Source organism: Caballeronia sp. LZ032 (assembly GCF_031451315.1).
Lineage (GTDB): Bacteria > Pseudomonadota > Gammaproteobacteria > Burkholderiales > Burkholderiaceae > Caballeronia.
This window is the reverse complement of sequence record NZ_JARUXP010000004.1, coordinates 828,276-840,764: the sequence shown is the minus strand read 5'-3', so window position 1 is coordinate 840,764 and position 12,489 is coordinate 828,276. Positions and strand designations below refer to the sequence as shown.

The window sequence follows — 12,489 nt, the reverse complement described above, 5'->3', positions numbered from 1 at the left end:
CGGTCATCGTGCCGCCGCGGTTGACGATGCCGTTGCCGCCTCGCACGGCCACATCGCCCGTGCCAAGATTGCTCACGAGGCCGCTCGTGTTGTCGATGCTCGCCGCCTGAAGGTCGAGCGTGCTCAGATCAACGCCTGCGCCCGTGCCCGTGCCCGTGCACGTGCCCGCTTGAACCTGCCCGTTCGTATTCATCAGGCGGCCGCCGCTGGCGAGCGACAGCGACCCGAGCGCGCGAACTGCGCCCCGCGTGTTGTCGACGTCGCCGGCGAAGCGCGCAGAGATCGCGCCTTGTGCGGCCAGCACGCCGTTCGCGTTGTTCAGGCCAGCGGCCTGCGCGGTGAGCGTGCCGGCCGAGATGATCCGGCCGCCAACGTTCGAGAAATAGCCAGCGCCGTTGGCGGGCGCAATCGTCAGCGTGCCCGTGCCAGCATCGATGATGGAGCCGCCGTCGTTGATGAGCGCGCCCGGCGCGAGCGTTAGATCCGTGCTGTTGGTCTGAAAAGTCCCGTCGTTGGAATTGTCGAACGTGCCGCTGACATGGAATCCCGTCGACGTTGCGCCGTATTGCGTGATCCGGCCCGCGCGATTGATAAGTTCCGTCGTGTTGACATTGAGCGCGTTCGCCTCGATCCCGCCGCCGGTGTTGTCGATTGTGCTGGTACTCGTGACCGTGAGATTCGGCGCGACGAGCGAGCCGCCGCTATTGGTCAGTCGCCCGGTTCGAATCGTCTCGTTTGTGCCTGCGCCGATCTGCCCGCGCTCATTGTTGAGCGCAACGCTCACGAGATTCACGTCCGCGTTCGACAGCAGTTTGCCGCCGGCGTTATCGAGCACGCCGTCGGCCGTCACCGCGAGGCCGCCTCGGGCCGTCATGGAGCCTGACGCGTTGACAAGCGTACCGGCCGCGACAGCCACACGTCCGTTACTGGCGATCGAGCCGGCGCGGTTGTCGAGCGTGTTCGCTACGGCAAGCGCGGCCGTGCCAGTGCCCGTCTGTGCGATCAAGCCATCGCGGTTCGAGAGCGACGCCGCGTTCAACTGGATATCTGCTGCGCTGAGCACGCCTTGATCGTTGACCAGCGCATTCGCGGCGCTCACCTCGAGGCCGCCGCCGGCCGTAGTCGTCGCGCCCGACAGGTTCGCATCGGCGCCGCGCGCCGCCAATGTGAGCGCGCCGTGCGCGGACGTGATGCTGCCGCCGAGATTAAGCGCGCTGCCGCTCAGGGCCGCATTGCCGCCCGCGACATTGCGGCCGGTCGCCGTCACGGCGCCTGATGCGCTCACGTCGAGGTCACCCGATTGCGCCAACGACCCATCACCGTTCACGCCCGCCGCGAGCGTGCCCGTCGAGGCGATGCTGTCCGCGCGAAGCGTTGTCTGGCGCTGCGCCGCAAGCAGGCCGCTGTTCGCCAGCACTCCTCCTGTCGTGGCGACGAGGTCGCCCTGCGCGTACGTCGTGCCGCGATTGTCGATGCCGTCTCGCGCGGCAACGTTGAGCGTGCCGCTTGCGTTGGTCTGCCCCGCGAGCACGAGTTTCCCGTTCGACGTGAGTGTGAGCTCGCCCGCCTGAGCGGCAAGCACGCCACGCGTCGAGACGCCGACGCCATACTCGTTCGACGCGAGAAAGATGCGATTCGCATACATGCCGCCGAGCGCGCTCACGTCGAGCGCGACGGCGGGTGCCGTGCCGTTGCCCGCGACCGGCGTCGCGGCGAGCGAATCGTGCTCGATGCCGTTTGCGCCCGTGACCGCGTTGAGCCGGTTCGCGTAAATGGCCGCGTTCACCTGGATTGCGCGCGCGAGCAGGTCGACCTGATCGATGTTGGCGGCGTTCAAGCCCGCACCTTGCACGACGAGGTTGCCGCCGCTCACCGTGAAGCCCGACAGCGACCCGTTCGGCCCGAAGTTCGGCGTGCCCGTGGTCAGAATGGCGCGGCTCGTGTTGATGAAGCCGCCCCCGTCGACTATCAAACCGTTTGGCAACAACGACCTCGGCGCGCGGCCCGGCGACTTCAACGTACCCTCGAATCGTGGAGGGTGAAGGGCTCATCACCTGATTGACGATCACGCGCGCGGAGCCGCCCGGCGCCAGGTTGGCATTGCCGTTGATCAATCCGGCCTGCTGCGTCTGCGTGATGGCGGGCGAGTTGTTGAGAATCGCGCCTTGTCGCGGAACGTCGAATTGCGAGTAATGATTGACCGACACCCCCGCGCCCGAGGGCTTGGCGATGTTCACCTGTGCGAGGCCGTTCTGCGTCTGCACGACTTGCGCGCCAGAGCCCGGGACCGCGACAATCTGCGCCCACGTCGGTTCAGTCCCGGCAAGCGTGCCGATGCACAGCTTCGCTGCACCGACAAGCGGATGCCAGACGCGTTTCAACCTTGACTTGTAAAGACGCTTGTTCATGCTCTCTTCGGGAACGAGGCGGCTTGATCGTCCCGCGAGGCGTCGCGAAGGCAAGCAACTCAGGAAAGATTGTCAGCGCTCGCCCAGCGCCGCGTAAGGAGAAAGGTCCGAAAAGCGAGCATGTCCCGAGTCCCGCCGATCCAGCACCCGGCCCAATCGCCGCTCCGCGACAAGGGCCTTCATTGCCCCATCCCCATGCTTTCTGTATCGTGGCCTGAACCGTGCTGCGCAGAACCCGCAGCCGCTACAGGAATCCCACGACATGACCCCCAGCAGCGACACCATCACCACCGACGTATTGATCATTGGCGCCGGCCCTGTGGGCCTGTTTGCCGCCTTCGAGGCCGGGGTGATCGGCCTGACATGCCAGATCGTCGATACGCTCGGGCGCATCGGCGGGCAATGCATCGAGCTGTATCCCGACAAGCCGATCTACGACATCCCCGCCATTCCGTCCTGCACCGCGCGCGAACTCGTGGATCGCCTGCTCGAGCAGATCCGCCCGTTCGACGTGCCCGTCCATCTCGACCAGCGCGTGCAGTCCGTCACTCAGCGCGAGACCGATCATCGCTGGACCGTGACGACCGAAAATGGCATGCGCTTCGACTGCGCCGCGATCCTGATCGCCGCGGGCAACGGCGCCTTCGTCCCGCAGCGCCTCCAGGTGCCCGAAGCGGCGGCGCTCGAAGGCACGGACGTGCATTACAGCGTGTCGCGCGCGGCAGACTTTGCGGACAAGAACGTCGTGATTGCCGGCGGCGGAGATTCGGCTCTCGACTGGGCGCTCGCATTGAAGGACATTGCCCGGTCGCTGACGCTGGTGCATCGGCGCAACGGATTCTCGGCGGCGGCGAATTCGGTTGCGGCGATGAAGCGCGCCGTCGAAGCGGGCGAGATGACGTTCGTGGTCGGCATGATCGACTCGCTCGATGCTCCGGCAGGCCGGCTCGAACACGTGCGCGTGAAGCAGATCGAAGGCGCGACCGAACTCGCGGCGGACAAGCTCGTGGCGCTGTATGGCCTCGTCTCGGAGCTGGGTCCTATCGCGACCTGGAATCTCGACGTGCGCGGCGGCCGCATCGAAGTGGATACGTCGAACTATGAATCGTCGCGGCCGGGCATCTTCGCGGTGGGCGATATCGCCAACTATCCGAACAAGCAGAAGCTCATTTTGTCGGGCTTCCACGAGGCCTCGCTTGCGTTGCGCAAGGCTTATTCATACGCCTATCCCGACAAGAAGCGCATGCACGTGCATTCGAGCTACGACGCGAAACTCGCGGAACGCGTGAGCGCCGCGCACGCGGCCGATCATTCCTGAGCGACGCATGGCAGGCCGGATCATCGGCTGGCTGCTGCTGGCGGTGCTCGCCGGCGCGCTGGCGTTCGGCTATGGCGTGTATTCGCGGCGCATCGCGCTGCCTGAACGCTACGATCCGTTCGCGCCGCTCGACGTGCGCGCGCCGCCCGACACGTTCACGCAGTTCAAACTGTGGCGCGCGATGCACGACCCGCAGCGTTGCGACGCGGCGCTCGCGCGCTCGGGGCTGGCCTATCGCCACATGGCGAACGCAACGGGCCAGGGCGGCTGTCCGCTGAAAGACGTGGTGCGTGTCACGCAGACAGAAGACGTGCGCTTCAGTGCGCCGTTTCTCGCCACGTGTCCGCTCGCGCTCGGCCTCGCGTATTTCGAGCATCAGTTCCTGCAACCCGCCGCGCGCGAAACCTTCGGCGAAGGCGTGACGCGTATCGAGCATGTAGGCAGCTATGCGTGCCGCAACGTCAATCATCAGCAGGACACGGCGCTGAGCCAGCATGCGAGCGCGAACGCCATCGACCTGACCGGCTTCGTGCTCGACGACGGCCGCCGCATCACGCTCGCCCGCTGGGACGATCCCGCGTCACCCGACGCACTGTTTCTGCGCCGGGTCCACGCGGGCGCGTGCCGTTCCTTCAACACAACGCTCGGCCCTGATTACAACGCGCTGCACAAGACCCACTTCCACGTGGACATGGGGCCGTACAACGTCTGTCGATGAGCCTCCCGCTCAACCGTGCGCGTGTGCCGGGTTGCGGCAGCTCGCGTGATCGTGCGGCTGGTCGTTCCAGGCGGAGCCGAGAATGATGCTGCAGAAATTCAGGCGCCGGTAGTTCGGGTCCTTGAGCGCGAGCACGTCGGCCTTGACGTTGCCGAAGGTCGATTCCGGCTTGTTGATCGTGCCTTGCGTGAAGGCATCGATGATGCCTTCCTTGAAGTTCGCTTCGCGCGGATGGGCCGCCACCACGAGACGCCGCTGATCGTCGGTGAACTGGTCGTAGGCGAGTCCGAGCACGTCCATTTCGACGCCCGCCGTGACCAGCGCCACCACCGGCTTCTTGTGTTGCGGAATGCCCGGCGTGGTGTGCAGCGCGATCGCGTCCCACACCTGCTCGATATCGCTCTCGCCAATGCCATGCTGATGCAGGAACGTGCGCGCCGCGTTCGCGCCATCGACTTCGAAGCGGTCATGCGGGCTGCTGTAGGCCGGCGTGAGGCCCATGTCGTGGAACATCGCGCCGATGTAGAGCAACTCCGCGTCGTACTTGAGCTGCTTGCGTTCGCCGGTCAATGCGCCGAACAGGAACACGCGGCGCGAGTGGTGATAGAGCAGGTCGGGCTCGGTGTCGCGCACGAGTTGCGTGGCTTCGCGTGCGAGGCGGCTATCGGGGATCTTGATGCCTGCGATGATTTCGTTCATGACGGAGACTCCGTGAAAGTTGATGCGGCGGCGTATTCGAAACAGGCGAAACGTGAGGAACATGAAGCCTTGGATTGCTAGAATCGCAGCAGTCGCCGCCGGGCTGGATCAGTGCGTTGCGACAGTGATCAGTCTCGGCAAAACGCGCGTCCGTCTCAATCGAAACGATGCGCCGAAGCCTGCCAAGCGCACGCCGTCTTCTGCCACACGCCTCAGCCACACGCGTCTCACGGACTCTTACCCGATGCATACCGTTGCGATAGCCATCTTCCCGGGCGTGCAGGCGCTCGATGTAGCCGGTCCGCTCGATGTCTTCGCCGAAGCGAACGGCTTCGTGCCCGCCACCGAGGGCTACGCGATCACGCTGGTCGGTCCGGAGGAGGGCGTCGTGCGGGCCTCGAACGGTACGCGTCTGCTGGCCGATGTCGCCTTCGACGCCCCTGGCCAGCGCTATGGCACGGCGCTCGTCGCGGGCGGACCCGCATTGCCGACGCAGCCGCCGATTCCCGCGCTGACCCACTGGCTGACCGATGTCGCCGCGCGCTGCGAACGCTATGGCTCCATCTGCACCGGCGCGTTCGCGCTGGGCCATGCGGGCCTGCTCGACGAACGCGACGTCACCACGCACTGGCAGGACGCACGCCGGCTCGCGGATGCGTTTCCGCGTGCGCGGGTGGAGCTGGACCGCATCTACATGCGCGATGGCCGTCTCGTCACGTCGGCGGGCGTGACGGCGGGCATCGACGTGGCGCTCGCGCTGGTCGCCGAAGATCACGGTCCGCAGGTGGCGCTCGCGGTGGCCAAACGCCTCGTGGTGTTCGCGCAGCGGCGCGGCGGGCAGTCGCAATTCAGCCCGTATCTCAGCGCACCCGCCGACGACACATCACCCGTCGCAAAGGTGCAGGCGTATGTGATGGAGCACATCGGCGCGCGGCTTTCGGTGGCGCAGCTTGCGGGCGTGGCCGGCATGAGCGAGCGCAACTTTGCGCGCGCCTTCGTGCAGCTCGCGCAGATGACGCCGCATGAGTTCGTCGAGCGTGCGCGTGTCGATGCCGCGCGCAACGCGCTCGAAAGCAGCGACACGCCGCTCAAGACGGTCGCGTATGAATGCGGCTTCGGCACGGCGGATCGCATGCGGCTCGTGTTTGCGCGGCGGCTGGGTGTGTCGCCGAACGATTATCGGGCGAGCTTTCGGGCGCGCTTCGCGAAATGATCCGCGCGGCGCGCCGACGCGTCACGAAGGGTTCGCTAGAATTCAGATGATCGCGGCGCATGTAAAAAGGCGGGCACAGGACGTGCATCGCATGCAGCGCCATCCACTCTCGACATATCGGAACAGCGAATGACGAAACACGAAACCGCCACGCAGGAACCCTACGAACGCCGCGCGTTGCTGCTGCATCTGGGCGACGTACTGGAGGCAGTGTTCTGCGTGAGCCAATGCGCCGACGAATATGCAAGCATCGGCGACGCGCTGAAAAGCAATGACGCGCTGGCGGGCTTCACGCTGCTCGGCTTCATCGATCCCGACATGGCGCCGCGCGAATTCATCCGCCGCGCGTCCGGCGCCTTCTTCGTCTGGCCGAAGGCATTGCTGGATGAGACGCTCAACCGGCCGATGCTTGCAAACACGGTGAAGCACGATCTCTTCGCCGGCCGCAAGGAAGGCTGGAATGCCTATGTGCAGGAGCGTCGCAAGGAGGTGTCATGGTTCGGCGAGAAGCTGCCGGATGAGGCACGCAGCGCGGCGCCGGCGCATGAGGCCGCAACGCCGGAGCCGTCGCGCTATGCCACCTGGCCCTGGCCTAACGAGTCCTGACGCGGCAGTACGCCACAGTCCTATTGCTTCTTGCCCATGGTGCTGGAGCCGGCATCGAAGCCGAGTCCGTTGGGCCGTTTCGCCGCTTCCGCCTTGCCCGCCGATTCCTTGCCAGGCCGCGTCTTCAATGCGTCGCTGGCGTTTGCGGCTGCAGCGGCGGGCGGCGTCGTGTTGTGCTCCTGGTAAGCGGGCGTGCTGTCGTACTGAAGCTTGTTCGGTTGCTGTGCGTTCGCGACCATCGCCAAGGTGCCGCCCAGCAGAATCCCCGCCATGCGTCCGAGTGCGTTGAGTGTGGGTTTCATCTGCGCCTCCCTTTGTTCTGCACTTTCCTCGATTTCAGCAAGACGCGGACCCGCTCGCGCAACACTGCCCGCACTGATTGCTTGTCGATGCGCAAGCATTGCGCGCGCAAGCCTCGGGACGTGCTGCCGGCTTGATGGTGATCAAGGGCGCAGGCTCCAACCCTCGGGAAAATCCTCATTTTCAACGCGGGAAAGCGAAAATGAGAAAGGCACCAGGGGTGGTTGCAGGCGTGATTGCACTGTCATGCGTCACGCTGTTTTCGATGCCGGCATGCGCGGGCGATGACACGCCGGCAAGCGTGCCAAGCGGCGGACTTCATGCGGGCGACCTGCTCGTGCGGCTGCGCGCGATCAGCATTCAGCCGGACGTGAAGGCGGGCGGCGCGCTGGGCACGCTCGACGCAGGCGTGAACAACGCGATCGTTCCCGAACTCGACTTCACCTACATGATTCGCGACCAGATCGGCGTGGAACTGATCCTGGCGACGTCGCGGCATCAGGTGACGTCGAACGTGGGCGGGCTGGGCGGCGTCGGCGTGCTGCCGCCCACCTTGCTTCTGCAATATCACTTCAATCACGCGGGGCGCGTGCGTCCGTATGTGGGCGCGGGCGTGAACTACACGCTCTTCTACAACGACAAGCTGAAGGCCGGCGCGACGCCCGTATCGATCAATCACAGCAGCTTCGGTCCGGCTTTGCAGGTGGGCGTCGACGTGCAGGTCGCCAAGAATCTCTTCGTCAATGCGGACCTGAAGAAGATCTGGATGCGCACGAGCGCGTCGGCGGATGGCGCGGACCTTGGGTCGCTGAAGATCGATCCGTGGGTGCTCGGCGTGGGCATCGGCATGAAGTTCTGAGCCTGGCGTTTTCCGGCACCTCGCGCCTTGTCTGAAAAATGGCGGAAGAAGCCGGTGCTTCTGGCGTGGACGGTTTTGCTCGCGCGGTATCCTTGACAGCAGGCCCGGCGCAGACGCGCGCCGTCCGGATGCCGGTGCGTGCGTGCACGCCTGGACCGGCCGGCGGCAAGCCGTCTGCAACGACTAATAACACCGCATCGGGGAACAGCAAGCCAAATGAGACTTTCCACTTACGCGGGAATCGCCTTGCTCGCAGCGTCAGGCGCCGCTGCCGCGCAACAGCCGCTGGCCTTGCCCGGCCGCAGTCAGAGTTCGTGGCAGCAATCGGTCGATACCGCCGCCTGCTACGCCTACGCCAACCAGAACACCAAAGTGAACATGGCGCGCGAAGCGCAGACGCCGCCGCGCGATGCGCCTCGCGAACCGCGTCCGCTCTCGCCGCCGCGTGCGGTCGAGCCGCCGTTGCCGCCGGTTGCATCGGGTGCGCTGGCGGCTTCCGCAGCGTCGTCGGCGGTGGCGGCTTCGGGGGCGTCCGCCGTCACCGTGGCGGGCGCTTCAGGCGCGCACGCAGCTTCGGCGCCGCAGGGGGCATCGGCGGCGCTGCCGGCATCGGGCATCGCGGCCGCGTCCGGTGCATCCGACGCCATCCTCAGCGGCGACATGAAGATGCCGCCCCTTCCTCCGCCCGAGCCGCCGATGGTGCGTTACTGGCGCGCCTACAGCGACTGCATGCAGAACCGCGGCTATTTCGTGCGCTGAAGCCGGGATTCGCGCGCGTCCGTTGCATCGGACGCTCGCATGCGCTGCAATTACTGCAGCAGCCCGAACACGGCGACACCCGTCGTCGTGCCGACGAAGACCTTGCCGTTCGCGACCATCGGCGTGATGAACTTGTTGCCCGCGCCCCATTGATCGCGCGTGCCCGCCTGATTGCTGTTGTACAGTTCGCGCCCGAGATTGGCCGCGTCATAGGCATGCAGCGCACCCACCGCGCCGTTCTCGAGGGCCCACACGATGCCGTTCGCCGCGCCGTTCGCCGAGATCGCGGGCGTCGTGCCGGGGTAGGGAAAGGCCGTTGCGCTGCGCGAGGCGGCGGTGGTCGCGAGCATCGCGTTGCTGATGGGCAGCGCCTTCAGGCTGTCGTTGAGGCCGCCGTAGTAGACCACGCCGTTGTAGTACGCCGACGATCCCCATATGCCCCCTGCCAGCGTGCCGACGAGCGTCTGCCAGTTGCCGTTCGCATTGGGGTTGTACTTGCCCATCGCATCGCGGTCGACGACGTAGATCTTGTTGTCCTTGCCCGCGCCGACCGCGAGGTGCTTCACGGTGCCGTCGCTCATCGTCTGGTCGGGCAGCAGCAGCGGTCCGCCGGAACCGAAGTCCTCGTCGTTGCCTGCCTGCTGCACGTTGTTCATCGTCGCGAAGTAATCGACGATCTTCAGGTCCGGCGCCAGCGACATCTTCATGAACGTGTTGGCCAGATTGCCGTCGACGGGAAAGCCTTGCGCGTTGAGCGTCGGCGTGAACGAGCCGTTGCCGGCGATGAGGTACACGTAGCTGCCGTCGGAAGCCATGCCCGAGCCCGCCATCCAGATGGAGCCCTGTGCGCCGTTTGCGGTGATGTTGATGACGCCGGTCTGCACGAGCGTATCGGCGCTGTAGGCCATGACCCAGCCGGTGTACGGGCCGGACATGCAGTGCGCGGTCCAGCCCATGTAGACGTTGCCGTTGACGAGTGTGAGCGCGACCCGTTCGGTGTGCAGCGCGGGATCGAAGGTGATCACGCCGTTCACGCTGTTGCTGCCGGTGCCGGGATAGGTCGCCGCGATCTCGCGCGGGCCGCCGGACAGTTCGGCGCCGGTTGCGAGGTCGATCGCATGCAGGCGATGATGCGCGCGGCCATTGGCGTCGGAACTCATCGCGACGGCATAGAGCACGCCGTTCGTTCCGCGCGAGCGGTCGATCACCGGTGTCGACGTGATGCCGATCTCCGGCGACAGGTCCTGGCAGGCAGTCGTCGTCGGCGTTTCGCCTGCGCCCAGCAGGGAGACTTGCCAGAGCGGTGCGCCGGTGTCGGCGTCGAACGCGTACAGGCTGCCGTGCTCCGTTGCCACGTAGACCACGTTGCGCACTGCGCCGCCGATCGACAGGCCCGTCACATGCAGCGGCTGCGCATCGACGCGGCCGTCGGTGGTGAGCATGCGCAGCTTGCCGAAGCTCGAAGCGTTGACGTTCGCGAGCGTGAGCTTCGTTTCCGCGAGCATCTGGCCGCTGCGGGAGAGGTCGTTGTGATGCATGAGGACATCGGTCGGGGATGAGCGCGCGGTGGTGGTGCCGCTGCCGGTGCCGGTTCCGGTGTTGCCGCCTGAAGCCATGCCGCTGCCGGCGCCGGTCCCGGTGCCTGATGAGGTGCCCGATGACGTGCCGCTCCCGGAGCTGCCAGCGCTGCCGCTTCCTGACGCAGACCCGCCGCTCGAAGGCGAGCCGCCGGACGCTGTCGATGAGTCGCCTGAACCGCCTCCGCCTCCACCGCATGCCGCGATGGTCACCGCGACGATCACTTGCAGCGACCGCCTGAGCCAGCGGGCGCGGCGCATGCGCGCCGGGGAAGAATCGTGACGGGGCGAACAGGACTCGTCATTCGGCTGCTGCGCGCGCATACGAACCTCACGTGGACGGTCCCGGGTGATCGTTCTGATCGTGAATCTCGCGCGCCGGGCCAGCGCGATGACGGTCTGCCGCTTGCCGTCGAGCGCCGCCTCGTGGGAAGGTCCGCGTGAGGTTTGCAAGCGCCGCTGAACTCATGGTATCGAACGTGCAGGCGCGTCGAAAGACACTTTCAACGCCCAAAGCGCCAGCGTCACGCGACGTCGATTGCTCGGTTCATAGGGCGAAATGCAGGCGGCGAATCCAGACGGAGACAGGCCATGAATCCTCAACCGGTCCACGAAGGACAATGCGCATGCGGCGCGGTGCGGATCCGCGTCACCGGCCAGCCGAAGGAAGTGAACCTGTGCCATTGCATGACGTGCCGGCGCATTCACGGCGCGCCGTTCGGCGTCTACGCGATCTTCGCGCGCCACGCAGTGCAGGTGTCGGGCGACACGCGTGCGTGGTCGAGTTCCGCGACGGGCCGGCGGCATCATTGCCCGTCATGCGGGTCGCCGGTCTATCTCGCGTTCGAGGGCGTGGATGAGGTGGAAGTGCCGACCGGTCTCTTCGATGAAACCGGCCTGTTTCCGCCGCGCTACGAGATCTGGTGCAAGAGCGCCGAGCCGTGGCACGACGCGCATGGACGGCCGCGCTTTGAACGCGGCGCGCCGGCATGAAGCCTCAGCACTCGACGATCGCCTTCACCACGCCCGCCTGCGGATCGAGCAGCGAAGAGAAGCGCTCGGGCACGTCGTGGAGCGCGAGGCGGTGCGTGTTGAGCGCGTCGGTGGGCACGTCGCCGCGGCGCATCGCGGCGAGCACGGTTTCGAAGTCTTCCGGCGTCGCGTTGCGGCTCGACAGCAGCGTCGCCTCGCGCTTGTGAAACTCGGGATCGGCGAACGAGAGCCGGTCCGGCACGATCGACACCAGCACGTATTTGCCGCCATGCGCGATGAATTCGAAGCCGCGTTCCATCGCGCGCGGGTTGCCGGTGGCGTCGAACACGACATCGAAGAATTCGCCGTTCGTGAGCGTCGACAACTCGTCCTTGTCGTTCGCGCCGATCTGCACGGTGGCATCCACTTTCAGCTCGCGCTGACAGAACGCGAGGCGGTCCGCGCGCGTATCGAGCGCGGTGACATGGGCGCCGCGCAGCCGCGCGAAGGTGAGCGCGGCCATGCCGATCGGTCCCGTGCCCACCACCAGCACGCGCTGGCCCGGCTGGACATCGGCGCGGCGCACGGCATGCGCGCCGATCGCGAGGAATTCGACCATCGCGGCCTGATCGAGCGTGACGCCTTCGGCCTTGTGGACGAACTGCGCGGGCAGGTTCAGATATTCGGTGAAGGCGCCGTCGCGATGCACGCCGAGCACCTGGATGTTGACGCAGCAATTGGTCTTGCCCTGACGGCAGGCGATGCACGTGCCGCAGGAGAGATAGGGCATCACGTAGACGGTGTCGCCGGCGGCGAGGCCGCTCGCCGGATCCGCTTCCTCGATCACGCCAGACAGTTCGTGGCCCATCACGCGCGGATAGGAGAGATACGGCTGATTGCCGGTGAAGATATGCAGGTCGGTGCCGCACACGCCGACGCGCTTCACGCGCAGCAGGACTTCATTGGCGCCGCGTTGCGGCTTGTCGCGCTGTTCGGCCTTGAGGGTTCCGGGCGTTTCGCAGATGACGGTCAGCATGCCGATTGTCTCGATGTGTCGTTG

At 66.2% G+C, this 12,489-nt stretch carries 11 protein-coding genes and 2 pseudogenes; 7 read left to right on the top strand and 6 right to left on the bottom strand.

The window, feature by feature from the left end:
• Both QCE69_RS31635 and QCE69_RS31630 read right to left on the bottom strand, forming a co-directional pair.
• A pseudogene (locus tag QCE69_RS31635) lies at positions 1–874 on the bottom strand (hypothetical protein); the annotation flags it as partial.
• Positions 875–2,408 (bottom strand): annotated as a pseudogene (locus QCE69_RS31630) (filamentous hemagglutinin N-terminal domain-containing protein); the annotation flags it as partial.
• 262 nt (positions 2,409–2,670) lie between these two features.
• Here QCE69_RS31630 and QCE69_RS31625 point away from each other — a divergent pair.
• The gene (locus tag QCE69_RS31625; RefSeq protein ID WP_309934863.1) at positions 2,671–3,726 is read left to right on the top strand and encodes an NAD(P)/FAD-dependent oxidoreductase; all 1,056 of its coding nucleotides are present in this window, start codon (positions 2,671–2,673) and stop codon (positions 3,724–3,726) included.
• A gap of 7 nt (positions 3,727–3,733) precedes the next feature.
• Positions 3,734–4,444 carry an extensin family protein gene (locus QCE69_RS31620; protein WP_309934862.1) on the top strand — a complete coding sequence of 237 codons (711 nt, stop codon included), beginning with the start codon at positions 3,734–3,736 and terminating at the stop codon, positions 4,442–4,444.
• Positions 4,445–4,453: 9 nt separating this feature from the next.
• On the opposite strand, the gene QCE69_RS31615 is transcribed toward QCE69_RS31620, so the two are convergent.
• Entirely contained in the window at positions 4,454–5,143 is a 690-nt protein-coding gene (locus tag QCE69_RS31615) for an HD domain-containing protein (protein ID WP_309934860.1), read from the bottom strand.
• A 244-nt stretch (positions 5,144–5,387) separates the two neighbouring features.
• Here QCE69_RS31615 and QCE69_RS31610 point away from each other — a divergent pair, with 244 nt between their 5' ends.
• Positions 5,388–6,356 (top strand): DJ-1/PfpI family protein, encoded by a 969-nt coding sequence (locus tag QCE69_RS31610; protein WP_309934858.1) that lies wholly within the window; start codon positions 5,388–5,390, stop codon positions 6,354–6,356.
• 129 nt (positions 6,357–6,485) lie between these two features.
• Positions 6,486–6,962 carry a hypothetical protein gene (locus QCE69_RS31605; RefSeq protein ID WP_309934857.1) on the top strand — a complete coding sequence of 159 codons (477 nt, stop codon included), beginning with the start codon at positions 6,486–6,488 and terminating at the stop codon, positions 6,960–6,962.
• A gap of 20 nt (positions 6,963–6,982) precedes the next feature.
• On the opposite strand, the gene QCE69_RS31600 is transcribed toward QCE69_RS31605, so the two are convergent.
• Positions 6,983–7,264, bottom strand: coding sequence for a hypothetical protein (locus QCE69_RS31600; protein WP_309926417.1), 282 nt, complete (start codon positions 7,262–7,264; stop codon positions 6,983–6,985).
• Between the two features lie 200 nt (positions 7,265–7,464).
• Here QCE69_RS31600 and QCE69_RS31595 point away from each other — a divergent pair, with 200 nt between their 5' ends.
• Together QCE69_RS31595 and QCE69_RS31590 are read left to right on the top strand one after the other, a co-directional pair.
• Positions 7,465–8,121 (top strand): OmpW/AlkL family protein, encoded by a 657-nt coding sequence (locus QCE69_RS31595; protein ID WP_404987643.1) that lies wholly within the window; start codon positions 7,465–7,467, stop codon positions 8,119–8,121.
• 216 nt (positions 8,122–8,337) lie between these two features.
• Positions 8,338–8,880, top strand: a complete 543-nt coding sequence (locus tag QCE69_RS31590; RefSeq protein ID WP_309926415.1) for a hypothetical protein — start codon at positions 8,338–8,340, stop codon at positions 8,878–8,880.
• Positions 8,881–8,930: 50 nt separating this feature from the next.
• Here QCE69_RS31590 and QCE69_RS31585 read toward each other — a convergent pair whose 3' ends face one another.
• Positions 8,931–10,718: a PQQ-binding-like beta-propeller repeat protein gene (locus QCE69_RS31585; RefSeq protein WP_309934854.1), complete on the bottom strand. Its 1,788-nt coding sequence runs from the start codon at positions 10,716–10,718 to the stop codon at positions 8,931–8,933.
• Between the two features lie 330 nt (positions 10,719–11,048).
• Between QCE69_RS31585 and QCE69_RS31580 the strand changes: the two genes are divergently transcribed.
• Complete coding sequence (locus QCE69_RS31580; protein ID WP_309926411.1) at positions 11,049–11,450, top strand: GFA family protein; 402 nt, start codon at positions 11,049–11,051, stop codon at positions 11,448–11,450.
• Positions 11,451–11,454: 4 nt separating this feature from the next.
• Here QCE69_RS31580 and QCE69_RS31575 read toward each other — a convergent pair whose 3' ends face one another.
• Positions 11,455–12,465 carry a zinc-binding alcohol dehydrogenase family protein gene (locus tag QCE69_RS31575; protein WP_309926409.1) on the bottom strand — a complete coding sequence of 337 codons (1,011 nt, stop codon included), beginning with the start codon at positions 12,463–12,465 and terminating at the stop codon, positions 11,455–11,457.
• Positions 12,466–12,489: the final 24 nt, after the last annotated feature.

Bases quoted from the DNA above. Each gene is read 5' to 3' on its own strand.
- QCE69_RS31625 (WP_309934863.1), top strand. From the start codon at position 2,671: ATGACCCCCAGCAGCGACACCATCACCACCGACGTATTGATCATTGGC.
- QCE69_RS31620 (WP_309934862.1), top strand. From the start codon at position 3,734: ATGGCAGGCCGGATCATCGGCTGGCTGCTGCTGGCGGTGCTCGCCGGC.
- QCE69_RS31615 (WP_309934860.1), bottom strand. From the start codon at position 5,143: ATGAACGAAATCATCGCAGGCATCAAGATCCCCGATAGCCGCCTCGCA.
- QCE69_RS31610 (WP_309934858.1), top strand. From the start codon at position 5,388: ATGCATACCGTTGCGATAGCCATCTTCCCGGGCGTGCAGGCGCTCGAT.
- QCE69_RS31605 (WP_309934857.1), top strand. From the start codon at position 6,486: ATGACGAAACACGAAACCGCCACGCAGGAACCCTACGAACGCCGCGCG.
- QCE69_RS31600 (WP_309926417.1), bottom strand. From the start codon at position 7,264: ATGAAACCCACACTCAACGCACTCGGACGCATGGCGGGGATTCTGCTG.
- QCE69_RS31595 (WP_404987643.1), top strand. From the start codon at position 7,465: ATGAGAAAGGCACCAGGGGTGGTTGCAGGCGTGATTGCACTGTCATGC.
- QCE69_RS31590 (WP_309926415.1), top strand. From the start codon at position 8,338: ATGAGACTTTCCACTTACGCGGGAATCGCCTTGCTCGCAGCGTCAGGC.
- QCE69_RS31585 (WP_309934854.1), bottom strand. From the start codon at position 10,718: ATGCGCCGCGCCCGCTGGCTCAGGCGGTCGCTGCAAGTGATCGTCGCG.
- QCE69_RS31580 (WP_309926411.1), top strand. From the start codon at position 11,049: ATGAATCCTCAACCGGTCCACGAAGGACAATGCGCATGCGGCGCGGTG.
- QCE69_RS31575 (WP_309926409.1), bottom strand. From the start codon at position 12,465: ATGCTGACCGTCATCTGCGAAACGCCCGGAACCCTCAAGGCCGAACAG.